The sequence below is a fragment of the Parabacteroides sp. APC149_11_2_Y6 genome, from assembly GCF_054506995.1.
The window spans coordinates 1,870,663-1,892,424 of record NZ_CP173709.1 but is presented as its reverse complement, the minus strand read 5'-3'; the positions used below and the strand labels follow the sequence as shown (position 1 = coordinate 1,892,424).

18 protein-coding genes are annotated in these 21,762 nt (G+C 38.0%); 16 read left to right on the top strand and 2 right to left on the bottom strand.

The window, feature by feature from the left end; genetic code table 11:
- Positions 1 to 71: 71 nt before the first annotated feature.
- Positions 72 to 1,076 (top strand): hypothetical protein, encoded by a 1,005-nt coding sequence (locus ACGE0T_RS07575; RefSeq protein WP_459189924.1) that lies wholly within the window; start codon positions 72 to 74, stop codon positions 1,074 to 1,076.
- Here ACGE0T_RS07575 and ACGE0T_RS07570 read toward each other — a convergent pair.
- Complete coding sequence (locus tag ACGE0T_RS07570) at positions 1,057 to 3,513, bottom strand: alpha-L-arabinofuranosidase C-terminal domain-containing protein (protein WP_459189923.1); 2,457 nt, start codon at positions 3,511 to 3,513, stop codon at positions 1,057 to 1,059. The genes ACGE0T_RS07575 and ACGE0T_RS07570 overlap by 20 nt on opposite strands.
- 252 nt (positions 3,514 to 3,765) lie before the next feature.
- Between ACGE0T_RS07570 and ACGE0T_RS07565 the strand changes: the two genes are divergently transcribed.
- From ACGE0T_RS07565 to ACGE0T_RS07510, 12 genes are read left to right on the top strand one after another with little or no spacing between them, the layout of a single operon-like run.
- Positions 3,766 to 4,131 (top strand): response regulator, encoded by a 366-nt coding sequence (locus tag ACGE0T_RS07565; RefSeq protein WP_459189922.1) that lies wholly within the window; start codon positions 3,766 to 3,768, stop codon positions 4,129 to 4,131.
- A gap of 6 nt (positions 4,132 to 4,137) precedes the next feature.
- The gene (locus ACGE0T_RS07560; RefSeq protein WP_459189921.1) at positions 4,138 to 5,307 is read left to right on the top strand and encodes a sugar transferase; all 1,170 of its coding nucleotides are present in this window, start codon (positions 4,138 to 4,140) and stop codon (positions 5,305 to 5,307) included.
- Positions 5,308 to 5,326: 19 nt separating this feature from the next.
- Positions 5,327 to 6,085: a TolC family protein gene (locus ACGE0T_RS07555; RefSeq protein WP_459189920.1), complete on the top strand. Its 759-nt coding sequence runs from the start codon at positions 5,327 to 5,329 to the stop codon at positions 6,083 to 6,085.
- Between the two features lie 3 nt (positions 6,086 to 6,088).
- On the top strand, positions 6,089 to 8,248 hold the full coding sequence (locus ACGE0T_RS07550) for a GumC family protein (RefSeq protein WP_459189919.1): 2,160 nt from the start codon (positions 6,089 to 6,091) through the stop codon (positions 8,246 to 8,248).
- A gap of 19 nt (positions 8,249 to 8,267) precedes the next feature.
- Positions 8,268 to 9,707: an O-antigen ligase family protein gene (locus tag ACGE0T_RS07545; protein WP_459189918.1), complete on the top strand. Its 1,440-nt coding sequence runs from the start codon at positions 8,268 to 8,270 to the stop codon at positions 9,705 to 9,707.
- Positions 9,694 to 10,863 carry a glycosyltransferase family 2 protein gene (locus ACGE0T_RS07540; RefSeq protein ID WP_459189917.1) on the top strand — a complete coding sequence of 390 codons (1,170 nt, stop codon included), beginning with the start codon at positions 9,694 to 9,696 and terminating at the stop codon, positions 10,861 to 10,863. Before ACGE0T_RS07545 ends, ACGE0T_RS07540 begins: the two co-directional genes overlap by 14 nt.
- A 6-nt stretch (positions 10,864 to 10,869) precedes the next feature.
- Complete coding sequence (locus ACGE0T_RS07535; RefSeq protein ID WP_459189916.1) at positions 10,870 to 12,057, top strand: glycosyltransferase family 2 protein; 1,188 nt, start codon at positions 10,870 to 10,872, stop codon at positions 12,055 to 12,057.
- A gap of 5 nt (positions 12,058 to 12,062) precedes the next feature.
- The gene (locus ACGE0T_RS07530; RefSeq protein ID WP_459189915.1) at positions 12,063 to 13,175 is read left to right on the top strand and encodes a glycosyltransferase family 4 protein; all 1,113 of its coding nucleotides are present in this window, start codon (positions 12,063 to 12,065) and stop codon (positions 13,173 to 13,175) included.
- 10 nt (positions 13,176 to 13,185) lie between these two features.
- A complete protein-coding gene (locus tag ACGE0T_RS07525) occupies positions 13,186 to 13,812 on the top strand; it encodes an acyltransferase (protein WP_459189914.1) in 627 nt (208 codons plus the stop codon).
- Complete coding sequence (locus tag ACGE0T_RS07520; RefSeq protein ID WP_459189913.1) at positions 13,805 to 14,713, top strand: glycosyltransferase family 2 protein; 909 nt, start codon at positions 13,805 to 13,807, stop codon at positions 14,711 to 14,713. Before ACGE0T_RS07525 ends, ACGE0T_RS07520 begins: the two co-directional genes overlap by 8 nt.
- Positions 14,714 to 14,726: 13 nt before the next feature.
- Positions 14,727 to 16,172: a lipopolysaccharide biosynthesis protein gene (locus ACGE0T_RS07515; protein WP_459189912.1), complete on the top strand. Its 1,446-nt coding sequence runs from the start codon at positions 14,727 to 14,729 to the stop codon at positions 16,170 to 16,172.
- A complete protein-coding gene (locus ACGE0T_RS07510) occupies positions 16,169 to 17,296 on the top strand; it encodes a glycosyltransferase family protein (protein WP_459189911.1) in 1,128 nt (375 codons plus the stop codon). Before ACGE0T_RS07515 ends, ACGE0T_RS07510 begins: the two co-directional genes overlap by 4 nt.
- Here the strand turns inward: ACGE0T_RS07510 and ACGE0T_RS07505 are convergent, their stop codons facing one another.
- Positions 17,297 to 18,184 carry a glycosyltransferase family 2 protein gene (locus ACGE0T_RS07505; protein ID WP_459189910.1) on the bottom strand — a complete coding sequence of 296 codons (888 nt, stop codon included), beginning with the start codon at positions 18,182 to 18,184 and terminating at the stop codon, positions 17,297 to 17,299. It lies immediately after the preceding gene.
- Positions 18,185 to 18,355: 171 nt separating this feature from the next.
- On the opposite strand from ACGE0T_RS07505, the gene ACGE0T_RS07500 reads away from it, so the two are divergent.
- From ACGE0T_RS07500 to ACGE0T_RS07490, 3 genes are all read left to right on the top strand, one after another.
- The gene (locus ACGE0T_RS07500) at positions 18,356 to 19,294 is read left to right on the top strand and encodes a UDP-glucuronic acid decarboxylase family protein (protein ID WP_459190436.1); all 939 of its coding nucleotides are present in this window, start codon (positions 18,356 to 18,358) and stop codon (positions 19,292 to 19,294) included.
- 8 nt (positions 19,295 to 19,302) lie between these two features.
- Positions 19,303 to 20,490, top strand: coding sequence for a glycosyltransferase family 2 protein (locus ACGE0T_RS07495; protein WP_459189909.1), 1,188 nt, complete (start codon positions 19,303 to 19,305; stop codon positions 20,488 to 20,490).
- A 100-nt stretch (positions 20,491 to 20,590) separates the two neighbouring features.
- A complete protein-coding gene (locus ACGE0T_RS07490) occupies positions 20,591 to 21,703 on the top strand; it encodes a hybrid sensor histidine kinase/response regulator (protein ID WP_459189908.1) in 1,113 nt (370 codons plus the stop codon).
- The last annotated feature ends 59 nt before the right edge of the window (positions 21,704 to 21,762 follow it).

The following is a 21,762-nucleotide window of genomic DNA, read 5'->3' as shown; positions in this document are numbered from 1 at the left end:
CCTCCGGGGAAAAGGCTGTGCGGCACACTACCAGATGTCTCATAACTCTATTCAAACAACAAATATATAATATGAAGAATTTAAAAAGAATCTGTAAATACTTTATAATCACCTTTGCTATCGTTCTGGTATGCGGTTTTATTGGCATTGTAATTAAAGAAGTGGGTAAAGATACATTCTATAAGTTAGACATAAAAGAGGCCTTATCCTATTGCACACAGCTTGGACTGACAGCTTTCACCGCCTTAATACCTTACAGCCTGAGTGTTGCTACCTTCCTGACCTTTTGGGCAATGAACAGTAGCAAGTGGAAAGACTTTTTCCGCACATTAGCTATCGGTTTAATTATAGTTCTTCCCTTGTCGGCAACGACCTATTATTATGATTGGTTTATCCGCCCTCAGATTATGGCTACATCGGCAGAAAAGCTTATTGAAATAAAGAGTATGTATCCCGAATCGCTGGCAGACGAATTTAACATCGACAAAAAACAAATCCTAAACCAAATACCTATGGCAATGCCCAAAAGAACACTCATTATTCAAATGGATTCACTGGGAACCTCTTTCCAGACGGATGCCGCTACTTGTGGACAGTTGCTTTCAAGCCTGCCGGACAGTTTAGCTCTGGATGCCTACCAGAGTTATCAATTGAAAAAAATGGGAATCGCTTATCAATACACCACCCATCCGGCAGCCGATAAAGACAGCCTGATGTATATACAACGTAGAGTACTATATCAAAAAGCAACCCAATCATGGGATACTTTAACAGAATTACAGCGCTACCGCAAAGAATTTTATGGCAGAACTATCAATACCGTGAACATATACATCATATATCTTGTATTTGCCCTCACAGGCTATCTACTACGCTACAAACCGATAAAAAAGATTTTAGCGATATTGGCTATATTGATTGTGTCAGCCTATATTTTTAATGAGATCAATTCCATTATTCAAATACATGCACAAAAAGTAAAAGTAGTTTCAAAGCAAGTTGTCGATAAAACCCGTGAAGAAATAAGAGTACAAAGAAAAGGTACACCATCAGAAACTAATCAATTACCAACTTAAGAATCGTAATGGAATTGGGTGGAAAATCGTAGACCATAGGACCTCTGAGGGCGAAAGATATTTGTTTTGTTTCGGGACGGACTTTATCCGGTTGGCTAAACGTATTGCGGCTTTCGGGATTACCTGACAACTGGATAACTTCTGCCGTGCCTTTCACACTATGCCCTTTTATTTGAAGTTCTGTTTTTTCTTCATGGGCTGTCGTATTGACTACCTTTAACAAGATTGTATGATTTTCCTTATCCAATGTCGCTACGGAAACAAGTGAAGGCAACGGTTCGAGCGTAGCTTTATGAATCAATGAATCATTTACATAACAACTAATCATATCATCTTTGCAGACCATTTTTACATGATACCATTCATTGTTCTGGAAAGCATACGGAACCGGCGCATTGAGGGTATCCCTCACTCCCCCAGCCTGACGGTAAAACTCGCAGACTCCCGCTCCTATCGTCATTCCTATATAATCATTCATTTCAGCAGGCTGCCCGTTATCACGTACACGGAACTGGATGGAGCCACTGCCTTTGGTCCTTTTTATAGATGCAGAGAAAGTATAATTGTATGCAGACGAATCTCCCATCAACAGATAATTCCAACGATTGGCATCAGGAATAAGGGTACCATTATCTACCTTCCAACCACCAGTACGTACGGATGCTTCCTTTACCGGAACATCATCAATTATGACATTATTGAACTCATAACTGTTGTCAAACAACTCGATACCCGGACGCCCGAATACAATCTGAGGCTTGCTATAAGTCTCTATTTCCGTTTCAAGAACCTCATCTCCCCTATTTGCGGCCAACATTTGCATCAAATGATAGGACGGAGTTACTACCGTCCGCATATTATCAAACAGAATCAAAGGATAATACTGTAACGGGTAATTTGTATTTCCTACTACCGGAGAATAAGCCAGGCGTTTTACCACATCCGGATTATTCTCTATGCCGAACAGGAAACAGGCCTCAGCAATCGCAGCACGCAAACTTCCTTGTAAGGTTTCATCCGCCAAACTAAACTCGCCGATAAAAGCCGGCGGGAGACGACGCGAATAGCGGGCACCGGCATATCTGCTATAATTGGACATCAGAAAAGGCTCACTGGCATAATAATGCGTATCAGACCATTCCATGCGTATTTTTCCCGGTATCTGGGAACTACTGATAACCGTAATTTCCGGATAAACCTCGTTAATCGCTTTTTTGAACAAATCGAAACGCTTAGCATACTCCTGTCCATAATTCTCGCTCCCTATCTCAACATATTTTAAAGAAAAAGGCTGCGGATGTCCATGTTTAGCACGCAGGGCTCCCAACGAAGAATCAGCCGGTGCATTTGCATAAGCAATTGCATCCAACGCATCATTCACCAGTTTATCCATCGCCGTAATATCTTCATAACGGGGACGGCGACTCTGGCTGGTTACGCCACTATTGATTACATAGATTGGCTCAGCATTCAAGTCTTCACACATCTGCAAATATTCATGGAAACCCATTCCATTAGAAGAACCATATGCCCAGACATTCCAAAAATGTTTCCGCTGGGCTATATCCCCTACCGTTTCCTTCCAAACCGGATAAGTTCCTGCTGTATACCCCTCAACAAAACTACCTCCCGGGAAACGAATAAAACCCGGATTCAATCCGGCTATCAGCTCCATAAGTTCAGGACGCAATCCGTTCGGGCGTTCTTTCCAGGTCTGCTGTGGAAATAAAGAAACAGCATCCAACCAGAAAACAGCTGTCGTATCCGTTGTTATCGTCAGAGTTGCTTTAGAAGTACTTTCCGTAGCAGTAAAGATATGCTCATGTTTCCTCCAACCGTACTCGGTCGGTATCCGGTAAACATCACTTAAAGACGTTTCCCCTAATGAATCAGATAAAGACACATAGATATTCTTAGGCAACATCGAAGCCCCTTTGAGATAAAAAGAGAAATTATATTTCTCCCCCTTACGGATTGGAATGCCATTGTAACCTTCAGCAACAACTCCACCTTTCACTGTTCCTGCCGATGCCGAAACTCCAACCAGCAAAGAACGGCGGTTCTTATCATTTATCAACTCCTTCGTATCCGGATATATATAGGTATTAAGAGATAGACGATGCCATCCGGGAATAGAATCCGGACGAACAAACGGGATAGACCAGCCATTTGGGGTTATTAAAACATTGCGTGCCGCATCATACCGGCAATTCAGAGGAGCCATTCCATCCTCAAAACTTCTGTTTTGTATCAGTTCCGCATATATCCCGCCTTCCACTCCATGATTGATTTCTTCAATCGTAAGACCATATAAATCCTTATTTACAGGAATAGCCAAGCCATCCGCATCAACCGAAATAGAAGAAGTCACAGGAAGTTCCGGCTTACAGGCAAACCCTGCCAACACAAAACATATACTTATTATCCAAATTTTCATATCACATTTACCAGACAAAAGAAAATTCCTTTGTTTCAGAATGCAAACTTAAAGAATATTTCCATAATATTTCACTATCCGGATAGCCGGTAAAGTAAACAGGTTGTCTTTATTTATTATAAAAGTGCACTTTATTTGCCAGGTTTACCTTCCTTCGATTCGAAAATCATTGAAATTCATACATTATTTCAGATTAATTCATATTTTTGTAAAGTTTTAATCAAGGGTAGAGTTATTTTTTAAATGTTGATAATGAAAAAACAAATTCTTTTAGTGGATGATAAACCCGAAATTGCCAAAATTATCATGTTGTACTTAGCTCAGGAATATGAGATTAAATATGCAACAAACCCTATTGAGGCGATAAAGTGGTTAAAGGAAGGTAATATGCCGGATGGAATCGTGTCAGATTTAAATATGCCGGAGATGAATGGAGAGGAATTTCTCATTTATCTCAAAGGTAACGAATTATTCAAACAGATACCGGTCTTTATTCTTTCGAGTGTGGAGAGTAGTAACGTACGTATACGTCTTTTTGAAGAAGGAGTGGAAGATTTTCTCTTAAAACCTTTTAACCCGGAAGAGTTGAGGATGAGAGTGAAACGAATGTTTAAATAAAAAGACATGACATACATCTTTTTGGGCAGCAACTCTTCGCTGATTAGCAAGCTACGGGATAATTTATGTTGCGACATTATTCAATGTAGTATATTCGCAGAGCTCCACAAGGCTCTGGAATGTAAAGGAAAAGGTATTGACTTTTGTATCTTTATTGAAAGAAAAGAACCGGCAATGGACATACCGACTATTGCCCAAGTCAATAAAAAATATCCTTATGCACACATATTCTTAATCAGCGATTCACTGACCAAAGAAGAAAAACTTCCATACTTGAAGGCAGGAATAGACAGCATGATAAAAGAGGATATTACTCAAACTCAACTGTCAAAGCTGCTAACCGTTATTATTGACTTGAAGGAAAAAGAAAAACTCAAGGCCAATGATAAAATTGATTCTTTGTCCAAATTTCAATTGCCTTTATGGAAAAGGCTATTTGATATTCTGGCAGCTTCGACTGCTATATTACTATTATCCCCGATTTTCCTGCTAACAGCCTTATGTATCAAACTGGAGAGTAAAGGTTGTATTGTATATAAGTCGAAAAGAGTCGGCAGCAATTATAAAATATTTGATTTCTATAAATTCCGTTCAATGTATGCCGATGCTGATAAACGGCTATTTGAATACAAAAAACTAAACCAATATAATGAAAATCCCATAGAAGACGTGTCTTCTATGGGTCTTGCTGCGCAGCAAGAGTTACCGGAAAATGTTCTTATTTCCGATAATGACATTGTCTTATATTCCGACCACGAACAAACCACTGAAGACAACTACTTAAAAAGCAAAGAAACAGAACGTTCCAACACGTTCTTCAAGCTGGAAAAAGATCCTCGTATCACACGTGTAGGGCACTTTATCCGGAAATACAGTATCGACGAACTTCCGCAACTATTCAATATATTAAAAGGCGATATGTCTGTTGTCGGCAACCGCCCTCTTCCCCTATATGAAGCTGAACTGCTTACAAGCGACGAATATATACAACGTTTTATGGCACCGGCCGGACTAACCGGACTCTGGCAAGTAGAAAAACGAGGTAACGGTGGCAGTATGTCCGCCGAAGAAAGAAAGCAATTGGATATCAAATATGCAAACATGTTTTCTTTTGCACTGGATACGAAAATTATACTCAAAACGTTTACTGCGTTTATCCAAAAAGAGGATGTATAATTAACAAACTCAAATTACCATGAAAATCATATTAGTAATCATATCTCTGTTATGGGGAACTTTCTGTATTGCACAGGAAAATCCTGCTATTATAACCAAAGACAGCAGTTCATCCAATTTGCCGTCAGACGGAGTAAGTAATTACGAACAAATAGAGCTGCCTCCCCTTTCTATCTTTCTGGAATCCGTATACGAACATCCTTCTGTAAAAGTCTATGAAGCACAACGAGAAGAAGAAGAGGCAAACCTTTCCGATACAAAGAAAAAATGGATGAATTACCTCCGGGTGGCAGGATATTACCAATACGGGCAATTGAGTTCATTATCCAAAACACCGGAAGCAGACAACCTCGCTTATGTGTTAAGCAATAAACTGCAAAATCAATATAACATCGGATTGAACTTATCCATCCCGTTAGGTGACCTTGCCGGACAGAAACAAAGAGTCAGAGCTAAAAAAGCCCGTATCCGTCAAATCGAATATGCATCCGAAATCAATATTGAAGAACGAAAATTACGTATTCTGGAAGCATACAACAAGGTTGTAGAACAACTTGCCACACTAAAAGCAAAATCGGATGCTGCTGCCTTATACAATGCGCAAATGAAAATCACAGAACAGGATTTTATTGATGGGACTATTGATATCAGTACGCTTTCCATTGAAAGAAGTCGGCGTACAAGGGCTGTTGTGGAATATCAAGAAGGACGTGCTGCATTACACAATGCAATTACCCTGCTGGAAATGTTAACGAACGTAAAAGTAATAAACAAATAGGTAATGGATATATTGCTTTTCATATCGAAATTTATATACAGAATCCGGCATAAATTATTTATAGGGACACTGATTACCACCTTGCTGGTTGCGTACTTCAGTCGTTTCATGCCAAAAACGTATACAGTAAATACCTCTATTTATACCGGTTTTGCAAGTAATAGCGGTATAGATAACGAAACCAAAACCGATTGGGTGCAGCTAAACAATTCCTTCGACAATTTAATAAACTTAATCCGGGCAAAAAAAACATTGGAAAATGTATCTATCCAACTGTTTGCTCAAAACATGATGTACGGAGATCCATTGATAGATAATTTAAATATAACAGCCCTGAACTATAGAAACCTTTTGAAAATCGTACCGGATGATGTAAAAAAATTAATTGATAAAACTTCGCTGGAAAAAACGATTGCCAATTTGAAACAATACAAAAAGGAAGTACCGAACAATTTCCTGTTCGACCTTTTTAATCAAAGAAATCCTCATTACAGTTACAATGCATTAAAAGACGTATCCGTAAAGCGTTTAGGAAGTAGCGACATTATCGAAATATCATATCGTACAAACGACCCTGGAATTGCATTAAATACCATCAGGTTAATCAATAAGGAATTAATAAGAAACTACGACGACCTACGCTATAAGTCGACAAAAGATGTTACTAAATATTATGAAGAGCAACTGGAAAAATATAAACGCCTCTTAAATGCACAGGAGGATGCCTTGACAAATTATAATGTTGAAAATAAAATTATAAATTATCTGGAACAAACGAAAGCTATTGCCATTTCATATACCGACTACGAAAACAGATATGAAGAAGTACAAAAAGCATATAACAGTTCTGCCGAGTTAATCAAGCAGTTTGAAAATCAAATGTCTTTGAAGCAGAAAATAAGCAAAAGCAATGAAAAGTTTGTAAAAGCATTGGATGAAATTTCCAATATCAACCGCAAAATCACCGAGATAGAAATATTCAGTACCGATAATGACGCCTCAAATAATCAGGAATTACAGGATTATAGAGAAATGCTAAAAGAAGCAGAACAAAAAGTCAGCCGTCTGGCAGATCAGATGAATGAATATAAATACTCCAAGGAAGGGGTTGCCTTGGATAAAGTTGTAAGTGAATGGTTGGCTGAAACAATCCGGAATACCAAAGCAAAAGCTGAAATGCAAGTAATGGATGAAAGAAGGGCAGACTTCGACCAGAAATATGAAATATTCTCTCCTATTGGGACTCAGATTAAACGCAAAGAGAGAGAGATTAATATTACAGAACGCTCCTATTTAAGTGCGTTGGAAGGTTTAAATGCCGCCCAGCAAAAGGAAAAAAACATCCAATTATCTTCATCTTCACTGACAACAATCACTCCCCCAACCTACCCGTTGTTCAGTGATGGAGGGAAACGTTCGCTTGTCGTTATGGCCACATTTTTGGGCAGCTTCATTTTCATTTTGGGCTGTTGCCTGGTTATAGAACTATCCGACAGGACGCTCCGTGATCCGGAAAGAACCAAACGCCTGACAGGAATACCTGTGTTGGGGGCTTTCATCGGTAGAAAACAATTAAAATACCGTGGTTATATCAAGGCAACAAATAGAAAAACAATCAGCCATATATGTGCATACATAGATTCTTTTCATACAAAAAACAAACCGATGATTATAAACCTTATCAGTTTCGAGAAAGGGGAAGGAAAGAGTTTTATAGCCAAATACATGATGAATTACTGGGAATCTATCGATGTGAATGCCAAATATGTATCTTATGAAACCGACTTCACTCCGGTTAGTAAGTATTACCTATATGCACAAAGCATACGGGAGCTTCTTTATCTGGGGAACGAAGAGATAGATATACTACTGGTCGAATATCCACCGTTGAGCCAGTTAAGTATTCCTCCGGCTTTACTCAAAGAGGCAGATATCAACCTTATTATAGCTAATGCAAGAAGAGTATGGAAAGAAAGCGATGATATCCATCTGCGTTTCTTAAAAGAAAAATCGGGAGATACTCCGATGCAGCTTCTTTTAAATAATGCAAGCCGTGATATTGTAGAAGGATTTATCGGCCAGCTTCCTCCTTATGTCAAAAAGGGCGAACTATACCGTATATCCCAACTGGGACTTACAGCAGAAGATGCTGCTGTTAAATAATTGATTTAAAGTATTCTTTATGGATAAGATGGAATGGTTAATAATAGCAATCGGGCTGACGGGTATATTCCTGTCCGTCGTATTTAACCAGTTAGCCCTTGTCGGGTTAATCGCCTTCATTCCTTTTACCATATTGGGACTTAACCAGCTTTTACGCAAACCAATTCTCGGACTTTACTTCATCTTTACATTGAATTATTTTATAATGCCTGTTTTCCGCTATACTTCAGGTAGCGGGTTCAGTGTATTTATGGACATTTTCTTTGTGCTTATCTTCGTTGTTATTTGTATAAACCATGTATATAAACAAGATATACCCTGGAACCAGCTTATTAACGGAATGGCAATAGGTACATTCTGCTGGATGGCTTTCTGCATACTCGAAATCATAAATCCTTATGGAGTATTCAGTGCATGGATTTCCATGCGTATGCTCATTGTGCATACATTTATTTGTGTATTCCTCACCTCAGTTTTATGCAAAGAGTTCCGGATTGTAAAAACGCTCGTCTTCCTGCTTTCCATATTTACATTAGCCGCCATCGTAAAAGTTATCTATCAAAAATATGTAGGTTTTGACTCTTATGAGATAAGATGGCTGAATGAAGGTGGTGCAAGAACCCATATTATCCGGAGTGGAATCCGGTATTTTTCTTTTTTTACGGATGCCAGTAACTTTGGCTCCAATATGGGTTTCACCGGAGCTGTATTTTTAATTGTAGCTTGTTATATAAAGAAAAAGCCTATACAAATCTATTATTTTATTGTTTCTGTCCTCAGTATTTATGCGATGTTCCTGTCCGGAACCCGGGGAGCAATCGTTGTGCCTTTAGGAGCTTTGGCTCTTTTTTGTATTACAAGCAAAAATGCCAAAGCAATGGTAGCAACAGGCAGCTTACTCGTTTTTGTTTATCTATTTTTCGCTTTTACTACCATTGGAGAAGGGAATGCACAAATACGCAGGATGCGTACGGCATTCAATCCAACGAAAGATGCTTCTTTTATCGTCCGTCAGGAAAACAGAGCCAAACTCTCGGAATATATGAAAAACAAACCGCTCGGAGTCGGACTTGGAATGGCAGGAGGAAATGCACAAAAATATTCCAGTGCTTATACAACTACCATCCCCACAGACTCATGGTTTGTTATGATTTGGGTTCAAACGGGAGTTGTAGGACTCACCCTGTATATCATGATTCTACTTTACGGAGTAATACATGGTGCTTACATCATCATGTATAAAATCCGGGACAAGGAACTGAAAGGTTTTCTGACAGCTTTAGTCTGTGGAGTATTCGGGTTCTTAGGAAGTGCTTACACGACCGATTCGTTCGGACAATTCCCCTGCCATATCATGACATTTATGTTTCTTACAATTTGTCTGAAAGGAGAATTATACCAAAAAGAAATAGATTTCCAACAATCAGATAAAATAAGCTATAATTATGAACTTCAATGATTTGTTAGACATATTACAAAATAAAACCACCTACGGGAATTATAATATTGTCGTTTTTATCGACGCTATAATATTTCTGCTGTTTTCCATAGCTGTTTTATATCTGTTTATTTTTGCTTTGGCGGCACAGAAAAAGAAATATGCTCCCTATCCTCCTGCCGATATCAATCATCGTTTCATTCTGTTATTTCCGGCTTACAAAGCAGATGCTATCATTTTAAATTCGGTAACATCCCTGTTTAATCAGCAATATCCTAAAGAATGTTTCGACATTGTGGTTGCCTGTAAAGATATGAAAGAAGATACCATTAGCCGTTTGCAGGACATGTCGGTTATTACGGTTATCAGCGACCATTCGGATGACACAAAAACCAGCCTGATACAATATGCTACATGTATGCTGCCGCCGGAAGCATACGATATGATCGTTATACTGGATGCCAATAATACAGTCTCACCGGATTTCCTGACCAAAATTAACGATGCCTACTATTCCGGTTGCCAGGTAGTCCAAACCCATCGCCAAAGTAAAGACATACAAACAGATATAGAAGCATTAACTGCTCTCATTGAAGAAATCAACAATGCCATTTTCCGCAAAGGACACGTCCGGTTAGGATTCTCTTCTGCTTTAATAAGTTCAGGGATGGCATTCGATTACGACTGGTTCAGGAAACATATTTTCATGCTGGACAAGAAAGACTTCGATAAACCCATTGAAGCCATGTTATTTAAAGAATATATCTATATCGACTACCTGGAAAATGTATATACATACGATAAAAAAGTTAGCAGTTCTTCCGATTTTTATGAACAACGCCGCCGGTGGGCATCCGCCGATTCCGGACGCAAAGCAATATGGAACATCCTTAAAGCGCTGATAAATGAAAATTGGGATTATGCAGATAAACTGTTCCAATGGCTTATGCCATCCCGCCTGATACTATTGGGACTTTTATTCCTGTTCTCGGCATTCATCTTCATTATCGATTGGGCACTCGCTATCAAATGGTTCGTCCTTTGCCTCATCATGTTGATTACAATGTCCATCTGCATTCCGGACCGTATGATTACCAAACGTTTTCAACGGGCAATCATACTGGCGCCATTATTATTCGTTCTCAGTATTTTAGGTAGGTTTAAACGTAATTCATAACGGCTTATGAATCTAACATTTTGTGCATATATATGCCAAGTAGCAGACTGGATCATTTTTATTTATGCTTCACTGCTTGTTTTCTACTTATTGTTCTTTTCATTGGCAGCCTACAGGAAAAAAGGACACAGGAAATATCCGGAGAGTGAAAATCTACATCGTTTTGTAATTTTCTTTCCAGCCTATAAAGAAGATGCTGTAATAGAAAGTGCTGTTTCCAATTTCTTTAAGCAGAATTATCCGAAGAGCCTGTATGATGTAGTTGTTATCTCCGACCAAATGCAGGAAGATACTTTAGATAATCTGAAAGCATATCCGATAACCATCGAAAGAGTCCAGCTAAAAAGAAGTACGAAGGCAAAAGCACTGCGTTTTGCCCTTAGCCAACTAAATAACACATACGATATTGCTGTCATTTTGGATGCGGATAATTTAGTAGAAAAGGATTTTCTTAAAAAAATAAACAACGCATATACTTCCGGGCAATTGGCTATCCAGACGCATCGTACAGCCAAAGACCCCCAAACAAATATTGCAATATTGGATGCTGCCAGTGAAGAAATCAATAATACGATTTTCAGGTTGGGACATGTACGTGCCGGATTATCGTCCGCATTAATTGGTTCGGGAATGGCATTCGATTTTAATCTGTTCAGGGAAATAATGATGGTAATAGATGAAGAACATGTGGGTGAAGACAAGCAGATGGAACTCACCTTACTTCGTAAGCGTATTTTTATCGATTATCTGGAAGATGTATATACCTATGATGAAAAAATAAATAAACCCAGTAAATTCTTTAATCAACGCCGCCGTTGGCTTTCTACGCAGATCAGTAACCTGTCGCTTAGTATCAAAGACTTTCCCCAAGCTTTAAAAAATAGAAATTGGGATTACTGTGACAAACTTCTCCAATGGACCATGCCTTCGCGCGTTGTCCTGACCGGAATAGTTTCTTTGTTTGCAATTGGCATCTCCTGCTGGAATTTATCGGCCGGAATAAAATGGATCTGCCTGACCGGGATACTATTAGGAACACTGATACAATCGATTCCCAAATATCTGATGAATTATAAATTATCTAAAGCTGTATTTATGATTCCTCTTTTATTTGCAATGATGATAATTAACCATTTCCGTTTAGCCGGTGCGGATAAGAAGTTTATCCATACCAGTCATGGAGATAAAAAATAATCTATATGAAAATAGCCATCGAAGCACAGCGTATTTTCCGTACGAATAAGCATGGTATGGATTTCGTAGCCTTGGAAAGCATCCGGGAATTGCAAAAAATAGATCACGAAAACGAATATTATATTTTTGTAAGTCCGGGAGACGACCATTGCCTGGATGAAACAGAAAATGTACATGTTATCGAGGTAAAATGCCCAACTTATCCACTCTGGGAACAAGTTGCGCTACCCAACGCCATAGCAAAAATAAAACCGGACCTACTGCATTGTACCAGTAATACTGCGCCTGTCAACTGCCCTGTACCATTAGTATTGACATTGCATGATATTATTTTTTTAGAACCTCGTCAAGGAGGCAATAAGTCCTGGTATCAAAATATGGGATGGTATTACCGACGTATGGTGGTTCCCCATATACTTCCTAAATGCAAGAAAATTATTACGGTTTCTCATTTCGAATGTAACCGTATACAAAATGTACTGCATTTGCCCGAAGAACAAATCACGGCAATTTACAACGGATATAGCCGGCATTTCCAGCCGCTATCGGATATCTCTCCGGTTACACACAAATATATCAATTCCAACGATTATCTTTTCTTTTTAGGAAATACCGATCCCAAAAAGAATGTACCCCGTACGTTGAAAGCCTATAGTTTATATCTAACACGTTCAGAAAAGAAACGTCCGCTCTTAATCGCCGATTTAAATGAAGACAAACTGGATGAAATTTTAAGAGAACAACATATTGAAGAAATTAAGCCCTATCTCTCCTATCCGGGATATATCCCTAATACGGATTTGGCTTATCTGTATAATGGCGCTTTTGCCTTCTTATATACCTCGCTCAGGGAAAGTTTCGGTATACCAATGCTGGAGGCAATGGCTTGCGGAACGCCTGTTATAGCAGGAAACATTTCTGCTATGCCGGAAATTGCAGGTGAAGAAGGGATATTGGTAAACCCTTTTAATGAAATGGAGATTGCAAATAAACTCATTCAATTAGAAGAAGATAATAATTATTATCAAAAACAAGTTGCCTATGGATTAGACCGGGCGAAACATTTTTCATGGGAGAACACCGCACGCTGCCTGATGGACATATACCAATCTTTATAAAGAGACTATCATGGAAAATATAAAACAAAAAATAAAACAGAATGAGACTTTAAAAAATTTCATTTTATACTTAATCTCATCACCTAAAAATCCAAAACCTCGCTGTTGGATAAAATGGTTTGTTAATCCGTGGGTCCACAAAAAGGGAAAAGGCACAACCATTCGCAGAAGAAGATCCCGCATTGATGTCTTTCCCTGGAATCAATTTACGATAGGCAAAAATACGCTTATAGAAGATTTCACAACAATTAATAATGGGGCCGGCGATATTATTATCGGAAACAATGCCCGTATCGGTATTGGTTCCGTTGTAATCGGTCCGGTACGTTTCGGAAATAAAGTAGGACTGGGACAGCATGTCTTCATATCCGGCTTCAATCATGGATATGAAGATGGCAGTCGCGACTCAAACGAACAAGCACTGGTGAAAAAAGAAGTGGTTATTGGAGACGACTCTCATATAGGTGCAAATGCCGTTATTGTTGCAGGAGTCCATATCGGAAAACGATGCCAAATCGGGGCCGGTAGTGTTGTTACAAAAGACATACCGGATTACTCTGTAGCCGTAGGGAATCCTGCCAAAGTAATAAAACGTTACGATATAAATAAAAAGGAGTGGATCAGGCAAAATGGATAATTTATATGTAATTATAGTCACATACAATGGCGAACAGTGGATTCATAAATGTATAGACAGCGTTTTTAAATCTACCATAGACTCTACGGTTATAGTTGTGGATAATAAATCATGTGATAATACTATTCAATATATAAAAAAGTACTATCCTACTGTTGTAGTATTTGAAAACAAAATAAACCTGGGATTCGGAAAAGCCAATAATATAGGCATCGCATATGCTCTTAAAAAAAATGCCGATTATATTTATCTCCTGAATCAAGATGCTTGGGTTGAACCTGATACATTTGAAGTCTTAATAAGAAATCAAAAGGCTAACCCTGAATTCGGCGTGTTAAGCCCTATGCAAATGAATGCATCTAAAAACAGGATAGATAACTACTTCGCTTCATTATCTCTTGCACCTAACAAGGATAATATTTTATCCGATTTGTATCTAAAAAAATATAAAGATATATACGAAGTCGATTTTGTGATGGCAGCCCATTGGCTCATCTCAAAAGAATGCCTGATGAAAGTCGGAGGCTTTTCACCTGTATTTTACCACTATGGAGAAGATAATAACTTTCTACAACGTATACATTATCATAAATATAAATCCGGTATTTGTCCTCATACACAAAGTGTTCATGACAGAGAATATCGTTCCAGAAAACCATCTGAGTTATTTTATTTAAAGTATACATGTGCTTTCTTGGTAGACATGAACAATATTAATAACAGTTTTGCTAAATCTATTACAAAAGCTTTTTTCCATATAATAATAGATGAAACAAAATATATGATAAAATACAAATCAATAAAACCTCTATATTATATATTCAAAAGCTTATTTTCTATACACAAAACACTGAATAACAGAAAGACAACTAAAACAGCAAAACTTACTTTCTTGAAATAAACTGATAATATTTATGTCTGATACAAAAAAAGAACTTCTCTCCGGAGTATTATATACTGCAATCTCTAAATATTCAGGGATCATTATATCTTTAGTTGTTGCCGGGATACTTGCGCGCTTAATTACTCCTGAAGAATTCGGAATAGTAGCCATTGCTACTGTAATCATCGCTTTCTTTAATGTTTTCAGCGATTTAGGAATTGCACCAGCCATCATTCAAAACAAAGAATTATCAGAAAAAGACCTTCACCATATCTTCACTTTTACCATCTGGCTGGGAATTGGTATTTCTTTTCTGTTTTTCCTGTCCTCATGGCCTATATCCTGGTTTTATAAGCAGCATACTTTATTAACTATTTGCCAGTTGCTTAGCATCAACCTTTTCTTTGCTGCTATAAATATTGTTCCTAATGCATTATTATATAAAAGCAAAGAATTTAAGTTTATTGCATATCGCAGTTTAGCAATCCAAACTATCGGAGGGTGTATTGCTATTATTGCAGCACTATCGGGAGCAGGGTTATATGCACTGATTATCAATCCTATCCTATCAAGTATTCTTATTTTCATTATCTCTTTTCAGAAAAAGCCACAGAAAATATGCAGAGGATTTGGATTACAAGCCATGAAAAAAATATTTACCTTCTCCGCATACCAGTTTTTATTCAATGTAATCAATTATTTCAGTAGAAATTTAGATAAATTGCTAATCGGCAAATATATGAATATGAGCGAACTGGGGTATTATGAAAAGTCTTACCGCCTGATGATGCTTCCTTTACAAAACATCACCCATGTTATTTCTCCGGTAATGCATCCTGTTTTTTCAGGTTTCCAAAATGATTTGAAAAAGCTGTCCTCTTCCTACGAAAAAGTGATACGGTTCCTTGCCTTCATCGGCTTTCCCCTGTCCGTACTCCTCTGGTTTTGTGCACGTGAGATTACTTTAATCATTTTCGGGGCGCAATGGGAACCATCTGTTCCTGTATTTCAAATACTATCCATGTCTGTCGGCATACAAATCATATTATCTACCTCAGGTTCCATATTCCAGGCTGCAAACGATACAAAAAGTTTATTCCTGTGCGGAGTATTCTCCACTATATTCAATATAGGAGGTCTCATTACGGGCCTTTTCCTATTCAAAACACTTGAAGTAGTAGCCTACTGCATTTGCATAACATTTACTATTAATTTCGTACTGTGTTATATCTGGATGTATAAAATAACATTCAAACAGGCAATGACATCCTTCTGGAAACAACTTGTTTCCCCTATTTTGATGAGTATCATCCTGATCACTGTCTTGTTGCCTATAAACCTATTATGTCATTATTTACCGATACTGGCATCTGCCTTGATAAAAGGGATATCCTGTATGCTTATATCGGTTCTATACATTCAACTAAGTAAAGAATACGACATTATCCACTTACTCAAATCCAAATTACACAAATGAAAGCTCTCTTCCTCATATTCCACGGTTTCAATCCTGCAAACGGCATTAGCAAAAAAATCCATTATCAGGTAAATGCATTTAAAGAATGCGGGCTCGACATGAAGCTCTGTTATCTATACGAAGAAAAAGGATATAAACAGCGAATGATAGATAATAGAGTCCTTTGTAAGTATGGAAACGGTATGAAAGGAAAAATATGGAAACGCATCGAATTTTCTTCTATTGTAAACTATGTAATTAAAGAAAATATCCGTTTAGTATATATAAGATCCAACCATAATGCAAACCCGTTTACTATCAGTATGGTGAAGAAAATGCGGGAAGCTGGAATTAAGGTAGTAATGGAAATACCGACATACCCATATGACCAAGAATATACAGACAAGAGAAAACTGATTATAGACAAACTATTCAGGCATAAACTGGCAAAACAGTTATGCAATATCATTACTTTTTCTGACTGTGATACCATTTTCGGAGTCAACACCATACGCATTTCCAATGGCATTGATTTCAGCCAGATAAAACTGAAACAAACAATCAATAACACCACAGAAGAACTCCACCTGATCGGAGTGGCAGAAATACACTACTGGCATGGTTTTGACCGGCTCATCAAAGGATTGGCTAATTACTACAAAGAATCACCTGATTATAAGGTCTATTTCCATATGGTCGGAGAGTTTTTCGGAGAAAAGGAAAGAAATGAAATCCTTCCCCTACTCCAAGAACAATCATTGGGAAAATATGTAATCCTTCACGGAGCTCAACATGGAGAAGAATTGGACCGGCTTTTCGAACAAGCCGATATGGCAATAGGCAGCTTGGCCCGTCATCGTAGTGGGATTACCCATATAAAGACTCTGAAAAATAGGGAATATGCAGCCCGTGGACTCTCTTTTATCTACTCTGAAACAGATAGTGATTTCGAGAATAAATCTTATATCCTAAAAATTCCGGCAGATGAAACAGCTATCGATATTCATAAAATCATCGATTTCTTTAAACAGCAGACACTCACGCCACAGGAAATAAGAAACTCGATACGCTCCCTGTCATGGAAAGAGCAGATGAACAAAATAGTAAAGGCCCTGGATCTGCATCCTGAAGATTCCAAAGAATAATCACCAGGAATCCGTCAGCCCTCTCCAAGTTCCTTTCCAAAGAGCGGCAATATGTACCCACTCCAAATGCAAAAGGTGGGACAGGCTATTCTTCAGTACAGGAAAGGTTAACAGATAAATACATGATAATACTTTGGCCAGACCGTCCAAATTACGTCTTGCAAACAGCAAACGCGAACGCGTCATATAATACAGGCGGAGCGAACTGCCACGCTTCGCCGTCATGCATTCTTTATGATAGACTACGGCGGCCGGTTCACACCAAAGCGTATAACCGGCTTTTCGAAATTGTACACTCCAATCCAACTCTTCATAAAACAAAAAATAGAGTTCCGGCATCAAGCCAATTCGGTCTATCACCTCTTTTTTGCCCATCATCGCGGCTCCATGTACATATGGAGTAATAATTGCATGATCATATTGTCCTCTATCTATTTCACCCGTTCCAATAATACGGTTACGTAAAGTTATTGAAGACAGAGAGGTAAAACCGGCAAACTGAATCCGTTCCCGATTTTCCTCATATTTTATTTTGGGGGAGACCAATCCGACAAAACCGGCTTCCAACCGGTCCACTAACTTTTGAAGGAAAGGCTTATCTATCAGGATATCATTATTTAAAAACAAGACATATTCGCCTCCGGCAAACGGATACCCTAAATTATTTCCTCCGGCAAAGCCAAGATTCGAAGGGCTACGAACCACACAAATATCCGGATATCTTTTTTGCAGATTTTCCGCTTCATTCTCCCTGGAGGCATTATCTACTACAATAATTTCATATGGATATGTCTCGTACATCTTCAGGGATTCAATCAATTCACAAGTATCCCCGAACCCATTAAAATTGACAGTGATAATAGAAACCTTCTTATTGGAACATTCCATTCTTCCGTTTTTTTTACTTTTTACAAAAGTATATTAAATTCCATTACCTCTTACCTTTAACGAGTATGTTTTTCCACAAAAATAAAGAGTGAAAACATTTGTTTTTCATATGTTTTCAACAAACTTTATTATCTTTGTCGCTTTATACACTCTCTTTATATGAAAACACCAATTAAAAGAATTTTAGTTACCGGCGGAGCCGGATTTATAGGGTCAAATCTTTGCGAACGTCTGCTAAATGATGGACATGATGTAATTTGCTTGGACAACTATTTCAGTAGTTCCAAAAATCATATCCGACATTTGTTGAACAATAATAATTTCGAGGTTATACGCCACGATATTACTACTCCATTTTTTGCAGAAGTAGACGAAATTTATAATCTGGCATGTCCGGCATCTCCCCCTTATTACCAGTATAATCCGGTAAAAACATTAAAAACATCTATCTATGGTGCCGCCAATACACTGGGACTTGCCAAAAGAGTTAAGGCCAAAATACTTCAGGCATCGACCAGCGAAGTTTACGGCGATCCTATTATTCATCCGCAAGTCGAATCTTATTGGGGAAATGTAAACCCCATAGGTATTCGCAGCTGTTATGATGAAGGGAAAAGAGCAGCCGAAACACTGTTTATGGACTATCACCGTAAAAACGGAGTAAGAATAAAAATCATTAGAATATTCAATACCTATGGACCGAACATGAGTCCGGACGACGGACGTGTTGTCTCCAATTTTATCATGCAAGCGTTACAAAATCAAGATATAACCATCTATGGGGACGGCCAGCAAACCCGTAGTTTCCAATATATAGACGATTTAGTGGAAGGCATGATTCGCATGATGGCAACCGATGACAATTTTACAGGTCCGGTTAACATAGGAAATCCGGCAGAATTCACAATGCAGGAATTAGCCGAAATGGTTATCAAACTGACAAACAGTAAATCAAAAATCATATATGAACCTCTGCCATCTGATGATCCGAAACAACGTAAACCGGACATTACACTCGCTCAGGAAAAATTAGACGGATGGAAACCTGTAGTGCATTTAGAGGACGGACTCCTACGGACTATTGAATATTTCAGACAATTTATTGATTGACATTCATAATGGAACATCTATATTATCCTTTCCAAATTCTATTTTGGGTATTTCTGGGGATTGTATTTTATACCTATTTAGGATATAGTATATTACTATACTTATTAGTTAAGGTAAAAGAGACTTTTTATCCTTTGAAAAAGAATACGGAAACGGTTGAATTACCGGATGTAACTCTTTTTATCGCTGCGTATAATGAAGAAAGTATTATCCATAAAAAAATGGAGAATTGTCTTTCTTTAGATTACCCCAAGAATAAATTAAAAATTGTTTGGGTAACAGACGGTTCCAATGATTCCACCAATGATTTATTAAGAGAATACCCGGATGTAACTGTTTTATATCAACCAGAACGTCAGGGGAAAACAGCGGCATTAAACCGGGGGATGTCGTATATAACTACCCCATTTGTCATCTTCACAGATGCCAACACCATGCTGAACCAAGCTGCTATTAAGGAGATTATAAATCGATTTTCCGATACAAATGTAGGATGTGTTGCCGGAGAAAAAAGAGTTGAAATACAGGAAGCTTTGGGAGCTACAGCCGGGGAAGGCATCTATTGGAAGTATGAATCAGCTTTAAAAGATTTAGACGACCGTCTATATTCCGCGGTGGGAGCCGCAGGAGAATTATTCGCTATACGGACTGCTTTATTTGAAGAAATGCCGTCCGATACACTGCTGGACGACTTTATCCTCTCTTTAAGAATTGCCGGAAAAGGATATAAAATAGCCTATTGTAAAAACGCTTATGCGTTAGAAAGTGCATCCCTGAACATGAAAGAAGAAGAAAAACGTAAAATCCGTATTGCAGCCGGAGGAATACAGTCCATCTGGCGATTACGTCATCTACTGAATCTATTCAGATACGGGACATTAAGCTTCCAATATATCAGCCACCGTGTGTTACGATGGACCATCACTCCTATCGTACTCTTCCTCTTACTACCAATTAATCTGTTATTAGCCTGCAGCGGTTCCACACTATACATAACGATTCTGTTTTTACAGATTTTGTTTTATATAGCGGCTTTTGCAGGACATCGAATGGAACAAAAACATATTCGAAACAAATTATTTTTTGTACCCTACTATTTCACATTTATGAATATCAATGTCATAAAAGGCTTTTTTTATCTCTCCCATCATCAAGGTTCCGGAGTATGGGAAAAAGCGAAAAGGGTTGAAAAATAAAATATTTAGGATTTGATTGTTCTTATATTCCTATTTTCTCGAAATTTATCAATACTTTTGTCAATCGATAGTGGTTGATTATCAAAAAGACATAAAACACATGGAGAATTTAGCATCACAATATAAGGTTTTAATAGTAGACGATGTGCCTACGAATGTTATGCTTGTGCAAGCTATTTTAAAAAAGGAAGGCTACACAATTTTAACAACAGACGGTGGAGCCAAAGCACTACGTATTGCACAAGAAAAACATCCTAATTTGATATTACTCGACATTATGATGCCGGAAATGGATGGTTATGAAGTTTTGCAACATCTGAAAAGTAACCCTGAAACAAATGATATTCCTGTTATTATTATGTCGGCTCTGAGTGACATGCAAAGTATTGTGAAAGGTTATCAACTGGGTGCTATTGAATATGTAACAAAGCCATTCCAACGCGAAGAACTGGTAAAACGTGTTGCCCACCGCTATGAATTATTCAGTATTAAACGCATCAAACGAGAATTGGAAGACACTATCGAATCACGTGATACACTTTATTCCGTAATAGCACATGACTTACGTTCTCCTTTGGGTTCATTGAAAATGATGAATAATGCAATCCTGATGATGGTGGATAAAAAACAAGTTAGTGACGAAGTGTTCGAAATGCTCCAGATGATGAATAAAACATCGGAAGAAATATTCCAACTGCTTGATAATCTGCTAAAATGGGCAAAGAACCGCTTAAACAAACAAAGCATATACAAACAAACTGTAGATATCAACGGTATCATTAATAGTACCGCTCAATTATTCATCCCTATGGCAACCCAGAAAAATATTCATATCACAATTGAAAATATGGATAGTGAACTAATGGGAGCTATTGATATTGACATGGTAAAAACAATTGTTCGTAACTTGCTGTCTAATGCCATCAAATTCAGCTATGAGAATGGAAACATTATTCTTTCTTCCAAAGCAGATGGAGATTTTGTTATTGTAAGCGTAAAAGATGCCGGCAAAGGAATCAAGAAAGAAGACCAAAGCAAATTACTTAAACAGAATACCCACTTCACGACCTATGGAACAAGCAATGAGAAAGGTTCCGGACTGGGTCTGATGTTATGTAAAGATTTCATCGAACAACATGGTGGCAAACTATGGTTCGAATCGGAAGAAGGCAAAGGAACTACATTCTACTTCTCTTTAAAAATCCAGGAATAAAATAATTTGATATATCAGTAAAAAAGCCACTTGGTTCGGATTGGACCAAGTGGCTTTTT